This window comes from Oceanobacillus damuensis (genome assembly GCF_001618145.1).
Taxonomy (GTDB): domain Bacteria; phylum Bacillota; class Bacilli; order Bacillales; family Amphibacillaceae; genus Oceanobacillus; species Oceanobacillus damuensis.
On sequence record NZ_LQNF01000004.1, the window covers coordinates 163,866 to 189,260 of the forward strand.

Below are 25,395 nucleotides of genomic sequence, written 5' to 3' on the forward strand. Positions count from 1 at the left end.
GGATGATCGGTCTGAATTTGGTTGTCCCCATGACAGGCACCTACAGGTAAGGGGCCTCTTCTTCAAATGTACATATTCTCGTTTATCATAATCATTCAGGCACGATTTGAGAATACTTTATCATTTTTGCACTCTCTATTATTAATTCTTTCGGAATAAAAGATTTATATTGACAAAACGTAGACCTGATATTATCATCACTATCAATTGAGATAATCAGGGGGAGGTTTACAATGAAAATATATGTGGATGCGGATGCTTGTCCTGTTAAGGAAGTAATTGTGGCCGAGGCTAGAGTGTCAAACATACCAGTAATAATGGTTACAAGCCTATCCCATTTTTCCAATACGGATGACCCCCCTGGAGTAAAAACCATTTATGTAGATACGGGAGCTGAAGCAGCTGACTATCGTATTATGAAGCTGGCAGAAAAAGCCGATATCATTGTGACACAGGATTATGGGTTGGCATCATTGGGTTTGGCGAAGGGATGCGAAGTGCTGCACCACAAAGGGTTTGTATATACCGATGACAATATTGATCAGCTTTTGCAAACCCGTTATTTAAGTGCAATGGCACGCAAAAGCGGCAAGCGTACGAAGGGACCAAAGCCATTCACATTTGAAGACAAGGAAAAGTTTCGTGCTCTTTTCAGGAAGATACTATCCGAGAAGCTTTCTGACTGATTATTTTTGCTGCAGCTTGCAAGTAAACTTAAGGAAATAAAATTAAACAGAAATAGAAATACCCAGCAGCAGTTCAGCCACTGGGTATTTCATTTCTTAACTGATAAACTGTGTATTGTCTTCTTCAATGATCCACTAACCTATTCCATTAAATATCCCTTCAAGGTTGCCTCTCCTAAGAATATTAATCCAATAGACCAAGCGACTGTTTTGCCATCCATTTCATATCTTCTCTATCTGACTTCATTGCAAATTCTGCTATAGCTACAGGATACGCTGCTGTTAGTTCCACGATGTGTTCGAACATGTTGGTCCAAATATATCCTCCAGACCTTCCATAGGCATCTATTAATTGTTTTAGTGCATGATCACCAAAAGCCATATAATGGGCTGCGAAGTCATTGGCAGGATCATCGACTTTCGCTTCTGTCCAATCAATAAATCCGGTGACACGAGCCGCTTCATCAATCAATATATGGCCTGGGTGCAGGTCTCCATGTACAAATACAGTTTGCTTTGGCCACAAATCCTCACTCGACACCCACTTTTGCCATCGTTCCCATAGTTCACCACTAACGCCAAACTCAGCTTTGACTTTTTCCATTCTAACAATCATGGACCGTTTTATTTCTTCCGGTGTCTGCACATTCAACTCTGCTGACCTTGCTTCAATATGGTTGATCTGATGCAATTTAGCCAACGCTTCACCAAGCGTTGAATGATAATCATCCGGAACATTTTTTGCATCCATTTCCCAAACATAAGCCTTTTTTTCCGGGTCGATCGTTCCTGCCGGGATTCCTGTTAACAGCTTATAAGCAATCAATTCATCTGAGAAGATACTCCATTTTGGGACCTCAATAGGGAGTTTAGGTCCTACCAAATCCAAAACCCTTTTTTCCTTTCTTGCTGAACGTACAACATCCTTACGTCTTGGAAAACGTAACACCCAATGCACACCAGCCGCATCGGTAGCAAAGACTACCTGAAAATCGAGTCCGGAATCATTATACTGCAGCGAATCCAGATTTATGCCCAGTCCATGATTCCGTGCTATATCAATAACTTGATCACGGGATAAAGACAATTACAAACACTTCCTTTGTTTACAGATTGTTGATATTTTTCCAGCAGCTGCTGATTTGCTCCCACCATTTAGTGAGGCCCTTCAAGATCTATGCTTCTTCCAGGAAGTGTTCCACCACACATAAGTACTTCGTGTCGGCAATTCCACTTTCCTCACAGAAGTTTCCAGGGCGGCAAGAGGTTTTTCACAAATGCTTGTATACCCATTCCCGATTTTCAGAATTCCAACACCGCATCTTGGCAGCATATATCTTAATCTCAAAGCCCTTTACATACCACTAAATTACCTTGGCAACCCATTCGACAAATTTCGGGAAGTGCCAGGCACCTTTATTGCTTGTTGCAGTAATTCTTTTGTGAAGTCGGGGAAATAGACATCGGTGAAATAGAATTGTGATTTGGAGCATTGCCATAATAGAAAGTTACTTACCCTTTTTTCCCCGCCTGTGCGTATGACTATATCTGGATCGGGCAGTTCTTTTGTATAGAGAAATTGTTGTATCACCTGTTCATTTACATTTTCCAAAGCTATTTTCTTGTTCTGAACTTCTTCAATCACTTGATGGACAGCCTGTAAAATATCATCCCTCCCTCCATAATTAAAAGCAAAGTTAACAATAATTCCATTGTTATTTTTGGTCGCCTCCACCGTCTTGCTGAACACTTTTTTTGTTGACTCCGGCAGGGCTGCTGTATTGCCGGAAATTAAAACCTTAATATTTCTTTTCATAAACTCAGGAAGCTTCTGCTTGAAAAACCTCACTGGTAATTGCATAAGATAATTGACTTCATCTTTGGGCCTGCTCCAGTTTTCCGAAGAGAATGCATACAGTGTCAAGACTTTGATATCCAATTCGATGCTGGCATCAATGATTTTTTCCATTGCCTGTGCACCAGCATAGTGGCCCTTACTTCGGCTAAATCCTCTTTTTTTGCCCCATCGTCCATTTCCATCCATAATTATGGCAACATGTGTTGGTGATGAATGCATTAGCTATCCCTCCCTTTTATTTTAAGTCAAGATCTTTAATCTTCTCGGTAACTTCCTGTCTTGTAAAATTATAGGATTGCCATGAAATTTCCGGCTCGTTCATTACCTGTTGCTGCCTCTGCTGCAATAACCTTCTTAACTCTGGATAATCCGGTTCTACCTTGTAAAGCTCCATTAAACCATCAACACCCGTATAAGAGAGAGAGTTCAGATAATAGATATCCATTTCTCCTGTCTCTTCAAAGCGTTCCATATTGTTGTCTACGATGATTTGCTCTATGTTAATAGCATTTAAGGCAATATAGAAAATCAATCCCGCGATGACATAGAAATGCATTAATGTTAACTTCTCAATCCAAACCTTAATCAATGTATAAGCAAAAATCACCAATAGAAAGATCATGAATGAGTGTGCTAAAATGCGGTCAATCGTGAAACCAAACGCCGCTTCATACATGCTCAGACGCTGATAAGCGGAAATTAGCATAATGCCACTCACAACAATTAACAAGGAATACATCATCTTTAACGTCGTTTTGAAACCTTTACTTCCGGCATGCACAAATTTCAGGCAGCTCATGATAAGACTCCAGTTAATCATAGTAACGAGCATTAACTCAAAGAACCCTCTTCTGGCATACTCCGCATAGGTAAAACCATTCTGCAGATCATTACCGAAAAAGTATCTGAACTGAATGACTGCAAATAAAACATAGACAGTGTTAAGCATAATTAAGGTGGTTACCGCCGTTATACTATCCCAGCTCCATTCGGTTCTTGTGGCAGGACGGAAATTCTCCTTTGGTTTTATCCTTACCTGCAGCACTTGGAATAGCCCAAAAAACAATAATCCCAGGACGATAACGACTAAAAATCGAAATGCTCCCTCCAGAAAATTAAGCTCCAAAATAATTTGCGGCAAGCGTAATACAATCTCCTGAAAAACCGCATCTGCAGACATTAATAATCCTGTAATAACCAATAATAATGGAATACCTATTCCCAGACCTACCAAGATTCGTTTCAACGTTTGTGCTAGTTGGATGTTCACATTTTTAAATAGACTCTCAAACAAACCGGCGCAAAATTGGAAACTATATTTAATTCCCGCCTCCAGCTTTTCCCAAAGTATTTTCATAAAGCTTGGCATCGCCCATTTAAGCTTATTCGGAGCTGTAACCAATACAATATGGAAAAGGACTAATAAAGGCAGGATAAATAGATTTAGATTATAAAACAGAACATTGTCGTAGAATAAATAACTTCCTGCCAATATCCATATGGCCAGCATAAAGAGTAAGCCTATTCTCCGATGGTTATATGAAAGACGAAATCTCAGAAAAAAAATAAGATAAAACCCAGTCATAAACACAAGGTATGATAGACCAATCCTTCCATGCAGGAAACTTAATTCCGCCAATGCCCCCAAACCTAAACACACAAACAAAAACAAGACAGCTTTCTGTTTCATTCTAACTGCTTCCATTTTATTTCCACCTTTGCATTGTTAATCTATATACTTAGTAATTCTATGTATATAGTTAAAAAAATATTTTTCACTAGGACTGAAGGGAATCTCGAGAAGCTCAGTCCACTTCATACGGAAACCTTCCTTCCCCATCTGTAACCGATCCAGCTGATCGGATAAAGCATTCCTGTAAAAGCAATACATAATATGATAAATGGCACACTGAGAAAAGGCTGGAACCATTCATAAGGGATGAGTTTGAATACAATCAAATACATTAAAATTAAGTTTGGCAAGAGTGAAATCACAAATGTTTTTTTTAATAGTTTGTATCCTCCATGCCCAAATTCTTTGCCTATTTCATAACCCAACAGGCCCCAAAATGATGCATAGACAAGCATTATAATGAAAGTCGCATCTGTCAATCCTGACCATAAACTTTCTGCCCAGTCCCAATGAAAAACATGATAGCTTAGTGTTAAAAGGATTCCCCCGATAAAAATGGAAATGTTCAGCAGCACAAACAGCCACTGTGTCTTTTTGGGTGTCACCGATTCTTCCTGCTGCCAAATTTCAGCAATTTCACTTGGAGTTCCCATTCTTTTGGCCAGTTCCTTGTATATATCATTTTCATCGACCGGTACATCATTTAGCAGTTCATATACGTGCTGCTCATATTCAGCTAATATTTCCCGCTTTTCCGGATGGTTTCCGATCTCTTTATCTAAATCTTGAAGAAATTGTTCCGCTAAACTCATGACTCATTTCTCCCGATCAAATTGTTCATCACTTGAACGTAGCGATGCCATTCGGAAGTACGTTCAGCTAGAATTTCTTTTCCCTGAGCCGTGATCCGGTAATATTTTCGAGCTGGACCTTTCTCCTGGTTCTGCCAGTAGCATTCGATGTATTCCTGCTTTTCCATCTTATGAAGGGCAGGATATAGAGTGCCTTCTTTCATTTGCAGATTATGATCACTGCGACGGTCCATTTCTTTTACGAGCTCATAACCATACATATCACGCTCATTCAATAACTGTAAGACAAGGAGGGATGTACTTCCTTTCACCAATTCACGATTAAACATTTTTTTCACCTACCTAGAATTATTAGGTAACTATACTATATCTAAATTAACAGGTGATGTAAAGTGGTCTGGAAATTTTATTATTAGAAAAGGTCATATCAATGGCATTAACGGGCCATTGCGGTGGAGATGGCTGAGAAAAGGTCTCGTCAGCAGGTGAGTGCTCCCCCTTCTAAAACTGCTTATTTATGACATGCATTAGACATATTTGGTAAACTCTATAAAGAATACCGATACCAGAATTCAAATAATGATGATTAGAAAAAGCTGACAGGGAGGACACTATGACACTCAATAGCAAAGCAGCATTACAGTTTGACCATGTTACATATTCCGATAAAAACTTAACCATCATTAAAGATATAACAGGTTTTTTCCCGAGCGGAAGAATTACCACCTTGGTAGGCCCTTCCGGAGCTGGTAAGACAACATTGTTCAGGTTATGCAATGGGCTGATTTCCCCTGATTCGGGAGACATCACCGTTGATGGCAAAGCTATCAACAGCTATGAGCCAACAGAACTGCGCCGCACAGTCGGGCTTGCCCTGCAAAGTGCGACAATGTTAAGTGGCACTGTCATGAAGAACTTGTCCATGCCGCTAACTCTCAAAGGAGAACAATTGCCGGAAGAAGAAGCAAAAAAACTATTGGAAGACGTAAGCTTGGGGGAGGATATTTTATATCGGAATGTTAAGGATCTATCCGGTGGTCAACGACAAAAGGTATCTATCGCCAGAACATTGGTGAACAAACCAAAAATCCTGCTGCTTGATGAAATCACATCTAGTTTGGACCGTGTATCCAAACAAGATGTTGAAGAGCTGATTACGAAGCTGAACAGAGATAAAAGCGTTACAATCGTATGGATCACACATAATCTTGAACAAGCTTTATCAATTGGAGATTATACATGGGTAATAATGAATGGAGAACTTATTGAAGCTGGGGACAGCTCTCTGCTCAACAACCCTCAAAATGACATTGTCAGACGTTTTGTAAAGGGGGAATTCGAATGAGTTTTCTAACATTGTCCCTATCGCTCATTTTCGTCCTGATTCCCATATTGTTATCCAGAACATTGAACCTGGGCCTGGAAAAAGATACGATTATTGCCACCGTTCGTTCTATTATACAATTGCTTGCAGTTGGGTATATCCTTACATTTGTATTTGAGTCTGAGCATTATATATATATCATCCTAATGGTATTGCTTATGATCGGTGCGGCGACACAAAATGCCAGAAAAAAAGGCGCTTCGATTCAGGGAATTACTTGGAAGCTAATAAGTACGTTTGTTTTTGTTGAAGTATTGACACAAGGTATTTTGCTTGGTTTCCAAATAACCCCGCCCACTGCCCAATATATCATCCCGATCAGTGGAATGGTTGTAGGAAATTCAATGGTGCTTTCCATTCTTTTCCTGAACCGTTTCACTTCTGAAATTGAAGCACGTCAGGATGAAACGGAATTGATTTTATCGCTCGGGGGAACTCCGAAGCAAGCGATTCACACTTCCCTGATTACATCCATTAAAGCGAGTATGATTCCGACAATCGAGAGCCAGAAAACAATTGGACTCGTCCAGCTTCCGGGCATGATGAGCGGGCAGATCATTGCAGGAGCAGACCCTGTCCAGGCGGTTCAATTCCAATTGCTGATTTTGTTTCTGCTGCTGACGACAGCTTCAGTCACGAGTGTCATGCTCGGTTTCCTGTCTTATCCTACACTGTTTAACAAGCAAATGCAGATGCTGAAAATCAGAGAGGAACCGTAATTTCATTTACATGCAGAAGCCGTCTCGAAGGATATATTAGTTGTCTTACCTGTAGAACATAACTAAAATGAACCATATACGTTTAGTTGAAAAGGAGCGATTTGATGGCGAAAAAAGTACAGCTGGGAAACACTGATCTCCATGTAAATCCGATCGGTCTTGGAACTAACGCTGTTGGTGGTCATAATCTTTATCCTAATCTAGATGAAGCGGCAGGAAAAGACCTCGTCCGCACAGGGATCGAAAACGGCCTGAACTTTTTGGACACTGCCTTCGGTTATGGGATGGGGCGTTCCGAGGAATTAATTGGGGAAGTTTTAAAGGAAACCAGGAAACGGAATGAAGTTATTCTTGCAACAAAGGGGTCACAGAAGAAAGTAAACGATAAATTTGTTCATGATAACTCCCCCGCTAATCTAAGACATACGGTCGAGCAAAGCTTAAAGAGACTGCAAACAGACTATATCGATTTGTTTTATATCCATTTTCCGGATGAAAGCACACCTAAGGATGAAGCGGTCGGAGCATTAAAGGAACTAAAAGATGAGGGAAAAATCAGAGCTGTCGGTGTCTCCAATTTTTCCATGGAACAATTGCAAGAAGCAAATAAAGACGGCTATGTGGATGTGATTCAAGGACATTATAATCTAATAAACAGGGACGCAGAAAATGACTATTTCCCATACACAATTGAAAATAAAATTTCCTTTATTCCATACTACCCTTTTGCTTCAGGTATTTTAGCCGGAAAGTATACGAAAGAAACTACATTTGATGACTTCCGGAGAGGCATGCCCCATCTGCAAGGGGAGGAATTTGAAAATACTCTCGCCAAAGTTGAAAAACTGCGAAACATTGCGGAATCAAAAAACACGGAAGTACCTCATGTTGTACTCGCATGGTACTTGGCAAGCAAAGCTATTGATGTAGTTATCCCAGGAGCAAAGCGATCCGGGCAAGTGTTAAATAACTTAAAGGCTCTGGATGTTGAATTAAGTCCTGCTGAAGTTCAGGAAATAAGCGGCATATTTTCCTGATAGATAAGAGTCTGTTCCTTTCTTGGAACAGGCTCTTATATTATTCTTCCATATTTAACCAGCCACATTGAAATATTTCCCTCTAATAAGCAGACAATATGTGTTGACAACATAGAAACCATTCTGTACCATTACATTTAATTAATACTAATTTAATTCATAATAAGTGAATTCATATAAAACCCGATTGGAGGAAAAAAAGTGAGCGAAAATTTTTCATTAAAAGCATTTGTCGTACTGATGAAGGCTTCGAAGACATTGGAGAAAATCACTAAAAAGGATATTAGCAGCCATGGAATGCGGACTTCTGATTTCACTATTCTAGAAGCATTATACCATAAAGGCAGACAAACAATCAGAGAAATATCCGAAGCAGTTTTGATCAACACAGGATCGATCACCTATGTTATTGATAAACTGGAAAGTAAAGGACTGCTTGAAAGAAGTGATTGTCCTGACGATCGGCGTGTCGTTTATATACAGTTAACAAATAAGGGAAAAGAGCTAATGGATGAAATTTTTCCTAAGCATCAAAAAGTGATTGAAGAAATTTTTGAAGACGTATCCACAGAGGACAAACAGGTGCTGATCGACGTGCTCAAAAAGATTGGAAACAAAGGGGACCGCTAAAACCCAATCACCGATTACGGTAGAAGGACTTAACAACACTCTTAACAAAGGGGATGTTCCGAATGATTTCATTGGATCCAAAGAGTAATACCGAACGGGAAAACTATAAATTATTAATTGGAAGCATCATCCCAAGGCCAATTGCATTTGTAACAAGTCTTGCTGAAGATGGAACAGTTAATGCGGCACCATTCAGTTATTTTAATATCGTATCTTCCAATCCTCCGATGATTTCTGTCTCTGCGCAGCGAAGGGATGGGAAACAAAAAGATACAGCACGAAACATCCTGGAAAAAAAGGAATTTGTAGTTCACATTGTAGATGATCGTAATGTGACCGAAATCAACAAAACAGCTGCCACCCTATCACCAAACGAAAGTGAAATAAAGCTGACCGACTTATCCCTTGTTGACAGTGAACTCGTCTCTGTTCCTGGGATAAATGAAGCGAAAGTACGAATGGAGTGTACGATGGAACAGGTGATTGAATTGGGAGAGGATGACTCTGTTGGTACCGATCTGATTATCGGCAAAATTGTCCGTTTTCATATCGATGAGGAAATCTATTATGATGGAAAAATCGATCCAATAAAACTGGGTGCAGTCAGCCGATTAGCCGGAACAAATTATGCTAAAATCGGAGAAATTTTTGCAATGGAAAGACCTAAATAACTGGGGAGGGGAATTATACAATGAAGCATATTTTCAATAAAGGAAACGATCAATCAAGACCAACATTATTATTATTGCACGGCACAGGAGGAACAGAACAGGATCTTCTGCAGCTAGCAGAGATTATCGATAAGGATGCAAATGTTCTGAGCGTCCGTGGTAATGTCCTTGAGAATAGCATGCCACGCTTCTTTAGAAGGCTTGCTGAAGGAGTATTTGATGAGGAAGATTTAATCTTCCGAACAAAAGAGTTAAATGAATTTTTGGATGAAGCTGCTGAAAAGTACGATTTTGACCGTAAACATATCACTGCAGTTGGCTACTCCAATGGGGCAAATATTGCTGCAAGCTTAATGTTCCATTACAAGGACGCATTACAAGGGGCAATGCTGCATCACCCGATGGTACCCAGAAGAGGAATCGATTTGCCGGATCTCTCAGATAAAAATGTATTTATTGGGGCAGGCACCAATGATCCAATTTGTCCTGCACAGGAGTCAGAAGAGCTCAAAACATTATTGGAGAATGCCGGTGCAAAGGTGGAACTTAATTGGGAAAACCATGGTCACCAATTAACAATGACAGAAGTGCAAGCGGCAGCAGCGTGGTATAAAAATTAAATAATCCCGATGTGCTACATAAATATCCGTAGCACATCGGGATTTTAATTTCGGATAATAACATAGATGAGGTAAACAACATATGCCAATGCCAGAATAAGTCCTTCACGTTTTCCGATTTTGAAATTCGTTCTGGAAAAAATCAATAAAATGATCGTGAGAATAACCATCATATACAAGTCCGTAAAAACTTTTCCATCAAAGGCCAGCGGTGTGATGACCGATGAAGTACCGAGAACGAGAAGTATATTAAAGATATTGCTGCCAACTATATTCCCTAGCGCAATTTCACTTTGTTTTTTCAATGCAGCAGAAATGGATGTGACTAGTTCTGGAAGCGATGTACCAATTGCTACAATGGTAAGACCCACTAACGTTTCACTCATCCCAAGTGAGTAGGCTATTTCTGTCGCATTGGATACTACCAGTTCCCCGCCAAAAATAATGGCTGCCAAACCTAATAACGAAATCAGAATGTTTTTTCCCCATGTAAGACCTTCAGGCAAAGGCTCTTTCTCTGAAGCTTTCCGATCCTTTAGCGCAATTTCAAAAATGTAGATCATAAAAATAGTAAAGAATAAAAGTAAAATCAATCCATCCCCACGGGTAATCAGGTTATTCCTTTCTCCTTGAAGAAATACATCCGCCATTAATATAAGCAATGCAGCGGTTGAAAGTAATGTAAAAGGAATCTCTTTCTTTACCGTTTCATTCTGTACTGCTAGCGGATATAAAAATGCAGCCAAACCAACGACGAGAGTTATATTAAAAATATTACTCCCAACCACATTCCCTAGAGCTACATCCCCACTTCCTTCAAGAGCGGCGATGATACTTACCGTAATCTCTGGAGAACTTGTACCGAATGCGACAATTGTAAGACCGATTAGGATGGGTGAGATTCTGAGCAGCTTTGCGATATTTGAGGAGCCATCAACAAACCAATTGGCTCCTTTTATCAATAGAACAAATCCAAGAATCAATAATATGTACGCCATGATGTTTTCTTCCTTTTTATATAATATTTTGCTTGCTTAGTTTAACTTTACCCTCTATTGCAAAAAAATCTCAACAAAAGGTAAAAAAAGTTTTAAAAAAGCTACCGGATCTAAATTCCGGTAGCTTCTTTTGTACTTTTTTCTGTTTCACGACGCAGTACCGGCGCCACTTCCGTTGCCAGCAGTTCAATTGTTTTTGCGATTTTTTCAAATGGCATAGCCCCGATATCTGTTTGGAGCATAAATCGTGTATGCCCATAAAGCTCATGCTGATAAAGCACTTTTTCAATAATTTCCTGTGGGCTGCCGATGAACATAACACTTTCTTTCCCTGTCATCTGTTCAAAATCTGAACGTTTCAGCCTGGCATTCATTCCTCTTTGCAAACTGATATTTTGCATATAGTTGGCATAGTACGGGTAAAATTCATTCCTAGCCTTCTCCATTGTCTCTGCAATGTACCCATGTCCTGTCACACCGATTTTAAGTTGATTATCGAAGCCAGCCAGATGTCCGGCATTATGATAGGCATTTATCAATGGAAGAAACCCGGAATGCGTTCCACCGATCATAGCTATGGTTAATCCCAGACCATACCTTCCGGCTCTCGCTGCACTGGAAGGGGTTCCTCCAACTCCGACCCAAACAGGAATTTTTTCCTGCAGCGGGCGGGGTGCAACTTCTGCATCTTCCAGTGCTGATCTGAATCTCCCATTCCATGTTACTCTTTCGCTTTCATTCAGTTTCATTAAGAGTTCCAGATTTTCTTCAAACAATGCATCATAATCATTAAAGTCATGACCGAAAAGCGGAAATGATTCCACAAATGCTCCACGTCCGGCAATTATTTCAGCACGCCCACCAGAGATTAGATCAAGCGTTGCAAAATCTTCAAACAGCCTTACCGGATCTACTGTATTTAAAACGGTTGTCGTAGTTGTAAGCTTTATATTCTCCGTTGCCTGTGCAATAGCTGATAAAACCATCTGGGGTGAGGATACCGCATAATCAAGCCGATGGTGTTCTCCAACACCAAATACATCAAGTCCCGCCTCATCCGCGAGTTTTGCTGCTTCAATAATTTCAAGCGTTCGTTTTCTGGCTGAAATTGTTTTTCCTGTTAGTGGATCTGTCAGGATATCCCCCAAAGTATAGAGGCCAACTTCAAATGCCGGATTCTTATGCTGTCTTTCCATGAATCTTCCCTCCATTTAGTTTATTCTTAGCTGAATATTATTTCCTGAAGGGTCTTGCGTAACATAATGGTCCTTCTCAGCATTCACTGGTGCTCCAATCGCTCTCAGCTTTTCAATTGTTTTGCTTCTTGTATCTTCATCCGGAAAGTTCAGTGTGAACCAGTTTAAGCCAACACTATTTGTTTCCGGTTCAGGTGCACCAGCTCCATTCCATATGTTTAATCCAATATGGTGATGATAGCCGTTATGCGAAATGAAAAGGGCGCCAGGGAATTCGGTGACTACCTCGAAACCGATTCCATCTACATAAAATTTTCGTGCCGATTCCAAATCAGAAACGTGCAGATGAATATGGCCCATTAATGTATCGGCGGGCATACCTTTCCAGCTCTCATCCGTTTCAGCAAGTAGTCCATCTCCATCAAGGGCGACTGTTGCCATCGATACCTGGCCATCCTTCCAATTCCATTCTGAAGAATCCTTGTCATGCGCCACTTCTATTCCATTTCCATCAGGATCATCAAAATACAGGGCTTCGCTTACATAATGATCGGAGGCACCCAAACGCATCTGGCCATTTGATGCTTGAATAATATGCTTTAAAAAGGATGACAAATCTTTTCGAGAAGGTAACAGAATTGCAAAATGATATAGCCCTGTCGTCCTTGCCGCCTTTGGTGTGACATTATCAGGCTGTTCCAAAGTTAATAAAGGCGTATTGCCATCCACTGTCAGTACAACTTTCCTCTCCTCTGCTTTCAGCACCTCAAAACCCATGAAATCCTTATAGAATGTTAGGGATTTCTCTAGATTTGTAACATTTATATTAACCTCACCAACATAGATTGTCGGCTTCTCAAAAAATTTCTTTTCCATTTTAATCTTCCTTCCAATAAATTTATAATTACAAGTTTACACTTAGTTACTTTATGTAAGTATTATATTAATTTTTATTATGGTTGTCAAACTGTTTATATGACGTATACTATACTGAAAAAGCTTTTCTCAAATCTGGTTTTTGTATTATATTAATTTGCATTGCTTCACGTGGTTCGTGACCATCCCACGATAAAAAACTAAGGAGAGATTCACTATGAAAGTAAGAACACTTGTCATAAATGGTTTATTGGCAGCATTGTACATTGCCGTATCAGCACTTATTGTACCCTTTGGTTTTACTAATATTCAATTCCGTATTTCAGAAATATTCAACCACCTTATCGTGTTTGATAAACGTTATTTCTTTGGAATTGTGTTAGGTGTATTTTTATATAATCTGTTATTTTCACCTTTAGGCTGGTACGATTTAGTGTTTGGGGTAGCCCATTCGGCCATCTCATTGGCAATTATCATATTACTCGCAAAATACATTAAAAATATCTGGGTACTGCTTGTTGCAAATACACTTGTTTTCACATTCAACATGTTTATTGTCGCCTTTGAGCTGAACCTGGCATTGGAGCTTCCATTCCTGTTCACTTGGTTTACAACAGCTGTGGGAGAATTTGCTGTACTGGCAATCGGTATCCCTATCATATATGCCTTGAATAAAAGGTTACAATTTAATAAACTGATTTAAATTGCTTCATCATTCGTTTTAATAAAACGGATGATGAAGTTTTTATTTTGTCCTTTTGCCAAATTTGCTTATACTTAGATTACATTCTAACGATAGGAAGGATGACTTTGGATGATTGTCAGAGAACGTGAAGATGATTATGTATTGATTCAACAGGATCACCACGCGCAGATTTCCGGAGATATAATCAAACAGTGGAAGAAAGACTATTTCCATGGCTCTGAGCTCCGCCAATCTGTCGAGTATGCGGCATATCAGCATGATCATGGATGGAAGGAATTTGATAAACAACCCTTTCTGAACGACAAAGAAAATAGACCATTTTCCTTTTTTGACTTTCCAAACCTGCCTAAAATCATACTGTATAAACATGGGATTGATGAGGTGGAAAAGGTGGATCCTTATGCAGCCATGCTTTGCAGTGAACACTATAAACGGTTTTTACTGAACAATACCTCCCTTGAAGCACAGGCATTTGTAACATATGAGGAAATGAGGCAACAAACAATAGTGGATACGCTGGATAAATTCAACAAACGTTTGTTTGAATTTCATTATGGGCTTCTCCAGCTTGCAGATAACCTATCCCTGTATGTCTGCATGAATGAACCTGGGGTAGAAAAACACGCTGAACATTCTTTTTTCAAAAAGGGAATCCCAACCAATACAGACCTCCATGAATTCTGTAAACCAAAATTACAACTTAAGTGGCATGATGCTAATACAGTCGTGTTGGATGACTATCCATTCAATGGACCAATCAACGTCATCCTGAAACAGAAGATAATTCCAAAGGAAACCATTTCGACAAAAGGGTTAATTGATAGTTATGAAGAAGCACCTTTTGAAGAGTACCCAATAACATTTACTGCAAAGAGCAAACAAAGACTATTTTCATAAGGTTTATTGTTTACTCGCAGTTGATTTAAAATGCGACGTAACTATTATTTATGTTAGAGTTTTGCACGAATAATGGAAGCAAGTTACTTCGGCGACCGCTCTGGGAAATACACTGCGCTTTTCGCGGGCGGCTGGTGAGACACTGAAATGCTTTAGCATGAAGGGGCTCACCAGCCGCCCGCGGAAAGCGAAGTGTATACGGGCTGCGGCTGCCGAAGTTACATGTTTCCATTTCAGAGCTGTGGAAGTTAATTCGTAGTTTACATATCTTGTGTCAAAACAACAACACTTAATTTTTGGTGAGGAAAATAACTGCAGTCCCAGTAAACAACCTACACAAAAAAAGCTGAACTACGGTTTACACGTAAGCTCAGCTTTTTCCTGCTGTTAGAATCAATCCCATTCATATGGAGTTGCCTGGTATACATAGTAATTCAGCCAATTCGAGAACATGAGACTGCAATGGCTTTTCCATCTGTATAATGGAGCTTTTTCCGGGTCATTATCAGGGAAATAGTTTTCCGGCAACTTTGTATCGATTCCCCGTTCACGGTCACGGCGATATTCTTCTGCCAGCGTGGTTGCACTGTACTCCAAATGACCCGTTGCAAAAATGTTTTTCCCGTCCTTGGATGCAGCAAGAAATACTCCTGCCTGATCCGAACGAGCCAATACGTGAAGATCGGGGTGGTTCATTAATTTCTTGAATTCGATATCTGTATATCTTGAATGCGGAGCAAGGAAATGATCATCAAAGCCACGAACTAGATTTTCTTTCGGTGCCAATACTTCATGTTCATAAACACCGAAGCACTTCTCTGGCAATCTGTATTTGCCAATGCCGTAACGGTGATATAATGCAGCTTGGGCGCCCCAGCAAATATGGAACGTTGAGGTCACATTTTCCTGCGACCAATCCATGATGTCCTTCAACTCATCCCAATAATCCACTTCTTCAAACGACAGCAGTTCAACAGGAGAACCTGTAATTATCATCCCATCGAATCTTTTTGTGTTTACATCGGAAAATGGTTTGTAAAAAGTGTCCAAGTGATATTTGCTTGTGTTTTTGGATTCATGGGTTGTGAGTCGTAAAAATGATATATTCACCTGTATTGGTGTATTTCCCAAAAAACGCAGCAGCTGAGCTTCTGTTTTCTCTTTTTCAGGCATTAAATTTAAGATTAATATATTAAGAGGCCGAATATCCTGTGTAGTTGCACGTTCTTCTTCCATCACAAAAATATTTTCCTGTTCAAGAATTTCTTTTGCAGGCAGTTTAGCTGGTATTCTTATAGGCATTAACAAAAGCCCCCTTCCATGTTTTACTGATTATACCAGTTTTTTCTCTAAATCTGAGATTTCAGATTAATATCATTTTAGCAGAAGGAAGCTAAAATTTGTTAAAGATTAATCAAAAAGATGGAAAAATTGTATTATATCTATAAAGTACTTATGCTGGCACTTCTTTTCCTGAAATCGACTCCCGGGTAATATGCATTCTTAACAAGCACATTCGGTCCCAAGCACTTGACTGCAGGACAGTGACAGTTCAAACTTTTAGCAGTCTTTGTTTCCATCCACGCTTGATACGAATCCAGTAATGATGTCGTTTGAATGTTACCGAGTGATGGCTCATCAGCAAAATCGGTTACAATGATATCACCGGTGAAGATGTTAACATTTAGACGTGAGCGACCATCCGGATCATTTCTAACCGTCACATTCTTCTCTTTATAAAGGCGTTTCAGAATTTCTAAATCTTCATTTGAACCACTGCAAGCATAGAATGGCAGCGTACCAAACAACATCCACATATTTTCATTCCTATGATCCAATAGGCGCTGAATTCCCGTGCGCATTTCATCCAGACTTAGTATTTCCAGGTTGCTGGCAAAATCAACGGGATACATTGGATGAATTTCGTGCCTGGCACACCCCATCTCATTTACATGATCATGAATTTTTTCGAGGTATGGAAAAGTACGTTTATTAAGCATCGTTTCAGCAGATACCATAACTCCTTCATTAGCAAGACGCTGGGAGTTCTCCACCATTCGCCGGAAGTATTTTTTCCTGTTCTCTTCAGAAGGTTTCCTTTCCATAAGTGCAAATCCCGTTTCGGCAAATTCCTCTTCGGTACCCCAGTTATGGGAGATATGCAGCACATCCAGATAGGGAACAATTTCTTCATAACGTTGATATGGGAGTGTCAAGTTGGAATTAATCTGTGTCTTTACTCCCCTGCTATGAGCATATTTTAACAGTGGAAGCACATATTCCCTTACTGATTTTTTGTTCATCATCGGTTCTCCGCCCGTGATGCTGAGGGTGCGAAGATTTGGAATTTCATCCAGTCTTTTCCGAATGAGCTCCATCGGCAGTGCCTCCGGATCCATATCCTGCAAAGTATAACCTACAGCACAGTGAGCACATCTCATATTGCACATATATGTAGTTGTAAATTCAATATTAGATAAGGTCATCTTCCCATATTGTTCTACATCCATGTATGCTTCCCATGGATCATTGTTGGGTGTTATTGCCTGGAAACTATCCGTTATATTCATCAATCAATCTCCTTTTCATTAGGAACCTGATTCTTATTTTATCACTTTTATCGACCTATGCTCATCTAATTAGCATGATTGCTTATTTTTCAATAACCTGCTGTTTATCCAATAATTAATTACCATTATTTTCTTGATTTCCGATTAAATTTTCTGAATAAGGGTAAGTATAAATAATGTTGGGCTTTATTTGGCTAAAGCCTAAAATCTCAAAAGAAAAGAGGAGAAGAAATGGCAAAAGATCGGTCAAAAGAGAATAATTCTCAAACGAATCTGGAAAATGATGATACGTTAACGACAAGGCAGGGACATCCAGTTACAAATAATCAGAACATAAGAACTGTCGGGAATCGTGGCCCGGCTACACTAGAAAACTACGATTTTATTGAAAAGATCAGTCATTTTGACAGGGAAAAAGTTCCTGAGCGGATTGTTCATGCCCGTGGTGCAGGTGCACATGGTTATTTTGAAACATATGGAACAGTCGGTGACGAACCAGTTTCCAAGTATACAAGGGCTAAAGTTTTTCAGGACAAAGGAAAACAGACACCGGTATTTGTTCGCTTCTCCACCGTGGTAAACAATGCTGGTTCCCCTGAAACGGTACGTGACCCACGCGGATTCGCAGTAAAATTTTACACAGAAGACGGTAACTGGGACTTAGTCGGTAATAATCTAAAAATATTTTTTATCCGTGATGCGATGAAATTCCCTGATATGATTCATGCATTCCGGCCAGACCCGATAACAAATATTCAGGATTCAGAACGCTTCTTTGACTTTTGTGCCAATTCCCCTGAGTCTTTTCATATGGTTACATTTATTTACTCCCCTTGGGGAATTCCGGCCAACTACCGAATGATGCAGGGTTCTGGGGTCAACACATACAAATGGGTCAACAGTGAAGGAGAAGCTGTCCTTGTCAAATACCACTGGGAACCTAAACAGGGCATCAAAAACCTGACAATGAAAGAAGCCGAGGAAATTCAGGCCAAAAACTTTAACCATGCAACAGAAGATCTTTACGAAGCAATCGAACGCGGAGATTATCCGGAATGGGAGCTTTTTGTTCAAATCCTAAGTGACGACGATCATCCTGAATTGGACTTCGATCCCCTTGATGATACAAAGCTCTGGCCAAAAGACCAGATTCCTTGGCATCCAGTAGGAAAAATGGTATTGAACAAAAACCCTGAAAACTATTTCAATGAAGTCGAACAGGCCGCATTTGGCACAGGGGTTCTTGTTGATGGCCTTGACTTCTCAGATGATAAAATGCTTCAGGGCAGAACATTCTCCTACTCTGATACACAGCGTTACCGTGTAGGTGCAAACTATCTCCAAGTACCAATAAACGCAGCGAAGAAACGTGTTGCAACAAACCAGGAAGGTGGGCAATTAAGACACCAAAATGATAAAGCACCTGGACAAAATCCGCATATAAATTACGAGCCATCCGTACTTGGCGGCCTAAAGGAAGCTGAGCAGACCGGCAAGGAACATACACCACATGTGGAAGGAAAGCTTGTCCGTGAATCCATTGACAGAAATGACAATACCAAACAGGCTGGACAAACCTACCGCGAATTTGAGGACTGGGAAAAGGACGAGTTAATCAACAATCTCGTTAACGATCTCTCCACATGTGATCAGCGTATTCAGGATAAAATGATAGCGCTCGCAGAGGATGCCGATGAAGAATATGGCCGAAGATTACGTGAAGGATTACAAGAGGCAAGCAAAATGATGAAGGACAAATCGAGCATGCACCCACTCGGGGCTGATGATGCGGAGGAAGCAACAAAAGAAGCTGTCGAAAAGGGACATGACGCTGACCCATATTAAAAAGAAGCCCATTGAGGCTTCTTTTTTATCATCATATGCCGGAAAAAACAATTGAACTGTTGCATACTCGCTGATTCTTAAAAACCTGTTCATGAAGAAATGTTAGGCTATCCCGTTATATCCCTTCTGTTATACCCAATGAATCCTGCAACCGTTAATCCAATCGCAATGCCTATTAATATCGTTACATGGATGAAGTCCACCTCTTCCACAGGGATTTGTGGTATATGACCAAACGGAGATAAATTATTCATCCATTCCGGGAATTGAAGCAAATCTCCTAAGTAAACAACCATAAAGGAATAGATTAAATAAAGCCAAGTAAGTCCTGATAATTTAGGTATAACTCCGACAAAACATACTGCAGCACCAATCAGCACAAAAATAGCGGGTAAATAAACCATTCCAGCATTAAACATTACAGCAAAAGAAATACCTTCATCCATTACTGCCGACCCAGCCGCCCAAAGGCCGAAAATAGCGAGAAACTGCATGATAAAACTAACTGCAACCGAAAGGATGAGGTAACTTCCAAGCACACGCGAACGTGAAACTGCATGGCTATATACATGTTCTGTACGATTCTTATTTTCTTCGCCTTTAAGCTTTAAAATGATCATCATAACCGGTATGGTGCTGATCATGGACATTATCGCCATAAGCATCGTTATAAATTGCTCTGTCAGTGAATATCCCTCTACCGGGTTGACCATCTGCTCCATTATCTCTATTTCCTCCATAAAGGATTCCAAGTCACCTAAAATGGAGCCATAGGAAACACCGATTACAAACATCCCTGCTGCCCAAGCAATAATCGCAGTCCGCTGGATACGCAATGCAAGACCAAATGGAGAACGCAAAAATAGAGAAGCATGTGTACGGCCAGGCCTTGACGGCAGAAGTCCTGAACCCAAGTCGCGCATGGCATTTAAGTAGAATGCCAACAAACATAGCAGAATCGAAAAGCCCAGCATCACTAACATCGGCCACCAATAATTGTTGACATAAACCTCCGCCCCCAAAGCCCACCCAAGTGGAGAAAACCAAGATAACGTTTCATTTCCGACATCACCAATGGCACGAATAAGATATGCCAAGCCCAGTACAGCGAAGGATAGACCTATCGTCCCTCTTGAGCTCTCCGAAACCTGTGCAAATACTGCTGTCAGTGCCATGAAAAAAATACCTGTTGCACCTAAAGCAGCTCCGTATAACATAGATCCTTCCAAATCCATACTTTCAATACCTAAGGCATAATTCCCAAATCCTATAATTAATGCCAACAATACATTCGTAAAGCTTACTAAAAGGATAGTAGAAGTTAAATTGGACAAACGCCCAGAAGGCAATGAACGGATTATTTCAGTCCGGCCATCCTCTTCATCTGCCCGTGTATGACGTGTAACAAGCAATATACTCATTATCGCCACGATTATTGCAGTAAACAGCAGCATTTGATGTGACATCATTGCCCCAGCCGTATAATTGTCCAAACCATAGCCTTGGCCAACCATCGCTGTCATTGCCGGATTACGCATCGTTTCAGCAATAGCTTGTCGTTCTGCATCATTTTGATATAGGTCAACAAACGAAATTGCAGTCACGAATGTCACTGCCGATAACGAGATGAGCCATACAGGAATCCGAAATCTGTCCTGCCTTAATTGAAAGCGGGTGAGTTTACCTGCATTTTTAAACAGCTGAGACATTATAATGCACCTCCGGCTCCCGATTCCAAAGTTCTAGACGTTCCTTCATAATGACGCATAAATAAATCCTCCAAGGTTGGTGGTGCACTTTCCAATCGAATGATTCCGTATGAAGTAATAAATTTTAAAACATTATCCAACTCCTCCGTATCCACTTGAAATGAAACTGCCTGATCTGCCTTTTGGATTCCATGTACACCTTTTAATTCATTCAACGAGACAATCGGCTCTTTTGTCTCGACAACAAAATTAGTGCGGGTTAAATGACGCAATTCTTTAAGTGTCCCTGTTTCGATCATTTTACCTTCCCGGATGATTCCAACCCGATCACATAGTTTTTCGACCTCTGATAAAATATGACTGGAAAGCAGCACACTTTTCCCCTCATTTTTCGCCTGTATAACACATTCCTGAAAGATGCTTTCCATTAATGGATCAAGTCCAGATGTCGGTTCATCCAATATATAGAGATCTGCATCAGAGGAAAAAGCGGCTATTAAGGCGACTTTTTGTCTGTTCCCCTTTGAATAGGTTCTGCATTTTTTTGCTGGGTCCAAATTAAATCTGCTGATCAGCTCCTCTCTTCTATTTCGATTACCGCTGCCTCGAAGGTTAAGAAAAAAGTCAATCACTTCACCGCCTGTTAAATTGGGCCATAAATTAATATCACCAGGAACATATGCAACACGTTTATGTATTTCCACCGCATCACCCCACACATCTTTCCCAAAAATCTCTGCCCTTCCCTCCGTTGCATTTAAAATACCGAGTAAAATACGGATAGTGGTTGATTTACCGGCACCATTCGGCCCAATAAATCCGAATACTTCTCCTTTATTCACTTCTAGATCCACGCCATCTAGTGCTGTAAACTTTCCAAACTGCTTTGTTAAGTTCGTTGCTCTTAATACATTCACAAATATCCCTCCCATTTTGGAAAAACACTTTTGAAATGTTACACCTTCTATAGTTCATATTATATAAACCAGAATCTTTTTGCAATAAAATTATGAACTATTTAAATTGTCTTATTACAAAATTTTTAATAGAATATAAATGAGGTGAACGAAATGGACGGTTTCGAGCGACGTAAAGAACAAAAAAAGAATGATATTATGGATGCCGCCTTATCTCTCTTTATGGAGCATGGTATAAAAAGGGTTTCTGTGGCAGGAATAGCTAAACAAGCGAATGTATCTCAAGTCACGATTTATAACTACTTTGGCAGCAAGGATAATTTAGTTCATGAAGTGTTTATATTCTATGTAGATAAAGTGTGGGCAGACTATGAGGCACTATTAAATCGTGACATTGCCTTTCCTGAAAAAATAAAGCAAATTATATTCGATAAAAAGGAAGCCGCGAACCATATAAATGAGGAATTCTACAACCATGTAATGCAAGATTATTCATCAGGTATAAACTATATTGAGGAACTCTATGCAAGAGACATATTTCCAAAAATTCTTGAATTATTCAATGTAGGAAGAGAGCAGGGCTATATTCGTCATGATATATCAAATGAGGCAATCTTGTTTTATATCCAGATGCTAAAGGAAGCAATGCAGAAGAAAGAGATTTATCAAAAGGTGTTACCGATGACAGAAGATATTACAAAGCTAATATTTTATGGGATTATTGGAAATGAAAAGGAGTGAGTGGAGCTCTTTAGAAAGTGTTCCAGATCTTACCACTTACTATCCACATCTGTTCCATATGTGAGTCCCCCTTTTATTTACGATACATTTCGCCTACACTAATAATGTAAGGAATGCATATTTATAATTCGATCAACATAAAAGTATGCAGGAGTTTTACAATTATCACTTTTCCGAGAAAATAAAATTGATGATATATCAATTTTTAATTATACTAAGATGAAAGTGAAAGGGGATTATTCGATGGGACAAATTAATCTGGAATCAAAAGTCTTTTCTATATTAAAAAACAAAATACAATTGATAAGATCTGAAGACCGTGCGATATATTTAGTTGGACCTATTCAGCTGCCTGTTAACTTATATGGGGAAACTACCATCTTCCAGTGGTACTGCTGGCTAAATTATGATGAGGTAACTGAGGATTATGAAAAGATTATCGACAAATTGTCTTCCTCCAACCTGGCCGAATACCAGCAATCAAGTGTTTTAGTATATGGTGATTTCGAGAATGCAGAGGATGCCCTGATACGCATGCATTCCATTTGCCATACTGGAGATATATTTGGAAGTAAGCGTTGTGATTGTGGTTTCCAACTGAAAGAATCCATGAAAAAAATTAAGGAACATGGTACGGGCGCCTTGTTTTACCTGGCAAACCATGAAGGGCGAGGAATCGGCCTGTTCAGCAAGGCAATGGCCTATGTCCTCCAGGAAAATGGCTATGATACAGTAGAAGCCAACGAAAGTCTCGGGTTTGTAAATGACTCCCGAAACTACGATGATGCGATTAACGTACTGAAACAATTACGAACAAAACCGGTAACCTTAATCACCAACAATCCAAAGAAACTGGAAGCACTGGAAGATTCCGGCATGCTTGTCTCCGGACGGACGCCACTATGGGGAGATGTTTCCGAGTACAATGAAAAATATCTGCAAACGAAAGTGATCAAGTCAGGTCATTTAAAGGAAGAAAGGACTTGTGACAATGACTAACGATGCTTTTTACATGGACCTTGCTTTAATAAATGCACAAGCAGTAAAAGGGCAAACAGATCCTAATCCACTTGTAGGTGCCGTGATTGTCAATCATAACCGCATTGTTGGAGTCGGTGCACATTTAAAAGCAGGAGAACCACATGCTGAGGTTCATGCATTGCAAATGGCTGGAGAGAAGGCAAAAGGCGGGACAATCTATGTAACCTTGGAACCATGCTCACATCACGGACGAACCGGCCCTTGTGCTGTGGCGATTGTAGAGGCTGGGATTAAAAAAGTGGTCATAGCAACACTGGACCCTAATCCAATTGTTGCAGGAAATGGTGTGAAAATTTTAAGAGACGCAGGAATTGAAGTAATTACTGGCGTTAAGGAGAACGAATCGATAGAGTTAAATGAAGTCTTCAACAAGTTTATTGTGGAAAAGAAGCCATTCGTCACATTAAAATCCGGTGTAACTTTGGATGGTAAGGTTGCATCCCATACGTTCAACAGCAAATGGATTACTTCAGAAGAGGCAAGACATGATGTCCACCAGCTGAGAAATGAAAATATGGCAATTCTTGTAGGGATAAACACCGTTTTGAAAGATGACCCTGCATTAACAACGAGAATACCAAATGGCCGTCATCCAATCCGCATTATTATGGATTCCAGTTTGAAAATCCCTTTAGATGCACAGGTTATTACGGACAAGCAGGCAGATACATTGATTTTTACCAGTCAAAACTATGATAAAGAAAAAAGAAAGTTACTTGAATCCTTAAACATTACCGTTATCGAAACTAGCGGAAGCGAACATACCGATCCAGTTGAAGTGGTCTCTCAATTAGGTGAAAGAGACATCTCTTCCCTGTTGATTGAAGGTGGAGGAAATATTAATGCTTCTTTTCTGGAACATGGGCTTATAGATAAAGTGGTGCTTTATTTTGCACCAAAGTTAATCGGTGGCAAGGATGCACCTACATTCCTTGAAGGCACAGGAATCGATATGATGAAGGACGCAATCGAACTGACAAATACAGATATAAGCAGGGTCGGTCAGGACTTCAAATTTGTCGGATATCCGAGCTATCGCAATTCTTAAGATAATGAGGGAAGTTTATGAAATTCGGTTTTGATATTGATGATACATTAATTAACTTAAGAGAGCATGCTTTCCATATTTATAATAAAAAATTAAACAGAGATGTGGGAATCAACGTATTTAAAAATATCCAGCGCGTGGAAATCCATGAAGCTTTTGATATGTCTGAGGAACAAGGAAAGGAAATGTGGAATAACTCCCTTGAGGAGATTTACTATACATACTGCCCCCCATTTCCAGGCGCAGTGGAAACATTGCAGACACTTGAAGAAAAGGGCCACGAAATTTACTATATTACAGCCCGACCAAAAGAACATGGTGAAAGGTCAAAGGAATGGTTAAAGCAACGGGGATTTCCAGTAAATGATAAACGTTTTTTCTACGGGATGCGTGATGAAGAAAAACTGTATACCATCCAGAAACTGCAGCTTGATTATTATGTAGACGATAAACCCACTGTCCTTCACACATTGGCAGACAGCTCAATTAAATTATATGTAAAAGACCAGGCTTATAATCGAGACATGAAGGACATTCCAAGAATTGTGGAATGGACAGACTTTATAAATGAAATATTATAAGGTCATAAGAAGGCTATTCCAACCTATTGGAATAGCCTTCTTTACTGTTTGCTTTTTCCTGGAAGATTGGTACAGCGGGATTACACTTATCTAACCGAAAAAAACGGTTGTCATTGGCAAAAGATATGTTACCGCGTTTATGAATGTAAAAAAATTACAAAAGGAACTTTAATATTAAACGATAACTTATAATAGTTGTTTCTAATTTTAAGGATGAATA

At 39.8% G+C, this 25,395-nt stretch carries 26 protein-coding genes and 1 riboswitch; of the genes, 14 read left to right on the forward strand and 12 right to left on the reverse strand.

All coding sequences use genetic code 11. The annotated features are described in order from the left end of the window. Window positions 1–233 precede the first annotated feature (233 nt). Window positions 234–686 carry a YaiI/YqxD family protein gene (locus A4245_RS05830; RefSeq protein WP_067726609.1) on the forward strand — a complete coding sequence of 151 codons (453 nt, stop codon included), beginning with the start codon at window positions 234–236 and terminating at the stop codon, window positions 684–686. Window positions 687–870: 184 nt separating this feature from the next. Here A4245_RS05830 and A4245_RS05835 read toward each other — a convergent pair whose 3' ends face one another. The 5 genes from A4245_RS05835 to A4245_RS05855 form a co-directional block, all read right to left on the reverse strand. Then, window positions 871–1,773 (reverse strand): macrolide 2'-phosphotransferase, encoded by a 903-nt coding sequence (locus A4245_RS05835; protein ID WP_067726610.1) that lies wholly within the window; start codon window positions 1,771–1,773, stop codon window positions 871–873. Between the two features lie 282 nt (window positions 1,774–2,055). After that, window positions 2,056–2,763, reverse strand: coding sequence for an isoprenyl transferase (locus A4245_RS05840; RefSeq protein ID WP_067726613.1), 708 nt, complete (start codon window positions 2,761–2,763; stop codon window positions 2,056–2,058). A 16-nt stretch (window positions 2,764–2,779) separates the two neighbouring features. Further along, complete coding sequence (locus tag A4245_RS05845) at window positions 2,780–4,249, reverse strand: DUF4153 domain-containing protein (protein ID WP_067726615.1); 1,470 nt, start codon at window positions 4,247–4,249, stop codon at window positions 2,780–2,782. A 110-nt stretch (window positions 4,250–4,359) separates the two neighbouring features. Then, window positions 4,360–4,989: an HAAS signaling domain-containing protein gene (locus tag A4245_RS05850; protein ID WP_067726617.1), complete on the reverse strand. Its 630-nt coding sequence runs from the start codon at window positions 4,987–4,989 to the stop codon at window positions 4,360–4,362. Continuing rightward, on the reverse strand, window positions 4,986–5,318 hold the full coding sequence (locus A4245_RS05855; protein ID WP_067726619.1) for a PadR family transcriptional regulator: 333 nt from the start codon (window positions 5,316–5,318) through the stop codon (window positions 4,986–4,988). Before A4245_RS05855 ends, A4245_RS05850 begins: the two co-directional genes overlap by 4 nt. A 284-nt stretch (window positions 5,319–5,602) precedes the next feature. Between A4245_RS05855 and A4245_RS05860 the strand changes: the two genes are divergently transcribed. The 6 genes from A4245_RS05860 to A4245_RS05885 all read left to right on the forward strand — a co-directional run bounded on the left by A4245_RS05860 (window position 5,603) and on the right by A4245_RS05885 (window position 10,050). Further along, window positions 5,603–6,334 (forward strand): ABC transporter ATP-binding protein, encoded by a 732-nt coding sequence (locus tag A4245_RS05860; RefSeq protein ID WP_067726621.1) that lies wholly within the window; start codon window positions 5,603–5,605, stop codon window positions 6,332–6,334. Further along, complete coding sequence (locus A4245_RS05865; RefSeq protein WP_067726623.1) at window positions 6,331–7,092, forward strand: ABC transporter permease; 762 nt, start codon at window positions 6,331–6,333, stop codon at window positions 7,090–7,092. The genes A4245_RS05860 and A4245_RS05865 overlap by 4 nt, the downstream gene beginning before the upstream one ends. A gap of 104 nt (window positions 7,093–7,196) precedes the next feature. Next, entirely contained in the window at window positions 7,197–8,129 is a 933-nt protein-coding gene (locus A4245_RS05870) for an aldo/keto reductase (protein ID WP_067726625.1), read from the forward strand. Between the two features lie 201 nt (window positions 8,130–8,330). Continuing rightward, window positions 8,331–8,759: a MarR family winged helix-turn-helix transcriptional regulator gene (locus A4245_RS05875; protein ID WP_067726627.1), complete on the forward strand. Its 429-nt coding sequence runs from the start codon at window positions 8,331–8,333 to the stop codon at window positions 8,757–8,759. 62 nt (window positions 8,760–8,821) lie between these two features. After that, complete coding sequence (locus A4245_RS05880) at window positions 8,822–9,430, forward strand: flavin reductase family protein (protein WP_067726628.1); 609 nt, start codon at window positions 8,822–8,824, stop codon at window positions 9,428–9,430. Window positions 9,431–9,450: 20 nt separating this feature from the next. Then, window positions 9,451–10,050 (forward strand): alpha/beta hydrolase, encoded by a 600-nt coding sequence (locus tag A4245_RS05885; protein ID WP_067726630.1) that lies wholly within the window; start codon window positions 9,451–9,453, stop codon window positions 10,048–10,050. Between the two features lie 44 nt (window positions 10,051–10,094). Here the strand turns inward: A4245_RS05885 and A4245_RS05890 are convergent, their stop codons facing one another. The 3 genes from A4245_RS05890 to A4245_RS05900 all read right to left on the reverse strand — a co-directional run bounded on the left by A4245_RS05890 (window position 10,095) and on the right by A4245_RS05900 (window position 13,120). After that, the gene (locus A4245_RS05890; RefSeq protein ID WP_067726632.1) at window positions 10,095–11,048 is read right to left on the reverse strand and encodes a calcium/sodium antiporter; all 954 of its coding nucleotides are present in this window, start codon (window positions 11,046–11,048) and stop codon (window positions 10,095–10,097) included. Window positions 11,049–11,158: 110 nt separating this feature from the next. Further along, window positions 11,159–12,244: an LLM class flavin-dependent oxidoreductase gene (locus A4245_RS05895; protein ID WP_067726634.1), complete on the reverse strand. Its 1,086-nt coding sequence runs from the start codon at window positions 12,242–12,244 to the stop codon at window positions 11,159–11,161. 15 nt (window positions 12,245–12,259) lie between these two features. Next, window positions 12,260–13,120, reverse strand: a complete 861-nt coding sequence (locus A4245_RS05900) for a VOC family protein (protein ID WP_067726636.1) — start codon at window positions 13,118–13,120, stop codon at window positions 12,260–12,262. Window positions 13,121–13,285: 165 nt separating this feature from the next. Then, a riboswitch (PreQ1 riboswitch) is annotated at window positions 13,286–13,330 on the forward strand. Between the two features lie 7 nt (window positions 13,331–13,337). Here A4245_RS05900 and A4245_RS05905 point away from each other — a divergent pair. Both A4245_RS05905 and A4245_RS05910 read left to right on the forward strand, forming a co-directional pair. Continuing rightward, a complete protein-coding gene (locus A4245_RS05905; RefSeq protein WP_067726638.1) occupies window positions 13,338–13,823 on the forward strand; it encodes a QueT transporter family protein in 486 nt (161 codons plus the stop codon). A 111-nt stretch (window positions 13,824–13,934) separates the two neighbouring features. Beyond that, window positions 13,935–14,723: a DUF3891 family protein gene (locus tag A4245_RS05910; RefSeq protein ID WP_067726640.1), complete on the forward strand. Its 789-nt coding sequence runs from the start codon at window positions 13,935–13,937 to the stop codon at window positions 14,721–14,723. 393 nt (window positions 14,724–15,116) lie between these two features. Here the strand turns inward: A4245_RS05910 and metA are convergent, their stop codons facing one another. Both metA and yfkAB read right to left on the reverse strand, forming a co-directional pair. After that, window positions 15,117–16,025: a homoserine O-acetyltransferase MetA gene (gene metA / locus A4245_RS05915; protein ID WP_067726642.1), complete on the reverse strand. Its 909-nt coding sequence runs from the start codon at window positions 16,023–16,025 to the stop codon at window positions 15,117–15,119. Between the two features lie 140 nt (window positions 16,026–16,165). Beyond that, entirely contained in the window at window positions 16,166–17,293 is a 1,128-nt protein-coding gene (gene yfkAB / locus A4245_RS05920) for a radical SAM/CxCxxxxC motif protein YfkAB (RefSeq protein WP_067726644.1), read from the reverse strand. 231 nt (window positions 17,294–17,524) lie between these two features. On the opposite strand from yfkAB, the gene A4245_RS05925 reads away from it, so the two are divergent. Then, window positions 17,525–19,138, forward strand: coding sequence for a catalase (locus tag A4245_RS05925; protein WP_067726646.1), 1,614 nt, complete (start codon window positions 17,525–17,527; stop codon window positions 19,136–19,138). Between the two features lie 107 nt (window positions 19,139–19,245). Here A4245_RS05925 and A4245_RS05930 read toward each other — a convergent pair whose 3' ends face one another. Further along, complete coding sequence (locus A4245_RS05930) at window positions 19,246–20,847, reverse strand: ABC transporter permease (RefSeq protein ID WP_067726648.1); 1,602 nt, start codon at window positions 20,845–20,847, stop codon at window positions 19,246–19,248. Beyond that, window positions 20,847–21,764 (reverse strand): ABC transporter ATP-binding protein, encoded by a 918-nt coding sequence (locus tag A4245_RS05935; RefSeq protein WP_067726650.1) that lies wholly within the window; start codon window positions 21,762–21,764, stop codon window positions 20,847–20,849. The genes A4245_RS05930 and A4245_RS05935 overlap by 1 nt, the downstream gene beginning before the upstream one ends. 153 nt (window positions 21,765–21,917) lie before the next feature. On the opposite strand from A4245_RS05935, the gene A4245_RS05940 reads away from it, so the two are divergent. The 4 genes from A4245_RS05940 to A4245_RS05955 all read left to right on the forward strand — a co-directional run bounded on the left by A4245_RS05940 (window position 21,918) and on the right by A4245_RS05955 (window position 25,175). Beyond that, window positions 21,918–22,505, forward strand: coding sequence for a TetR/AcrR family transcriptional regulator (locus A4245_RS05940; protein WP_067726652.1), 588 nt, complete (start codon window positions 21,918–21,920; stop codon window positions 22,503–22,505). 243 nt (window positions 22,506–22,748) lie between these two features. After that, the gene (locus A4245_RS05945; RefSeq protein WP_067726654.1) at window positions 22,749–23,504 is read left to right on the forward strand and encodes a GTP cyclohydrolase II; all 756 of its coding nucleotides are present in this window, start codon (window positions 22,749–22,751) and stop codon (window positions 23,502–23,504) included. Continuing rightward, window positions 23,497–24,594: a bifunctional diaminohydroxyphosphoribosylaminopyrimidine deaminase/5-amino-6-(5-phosphoribosylamino)uracil reductase RibD gene (ribD, locus tag A4245_RS05950; RefSeq protein ID WP_067726764.1), complete on the forward strand. Its 1,098-nt coding sequence runs from the start codon at window positions 23,497–23,499 to the stop codon at window positions 24,592–24,594. Before A4245_RS05945 ends, ribD begins: the two co-directional genes overlap by 8 nt. 17 nt (window positions 24,595–24,611) lie before the next feature. Continuing rightward, complete coding sequence (locus A4245_RS05955; protein WP_067726656.1) at window positions 24,612–25,175, forward strand: 5' nucleotidase, NT5C type; 564 nt, start codon at window positions 24,612–24,614, stop codon at window positions 25,173–25,175. Window positions 25,176–25,395: the final 220 nt, after the last annotated feature.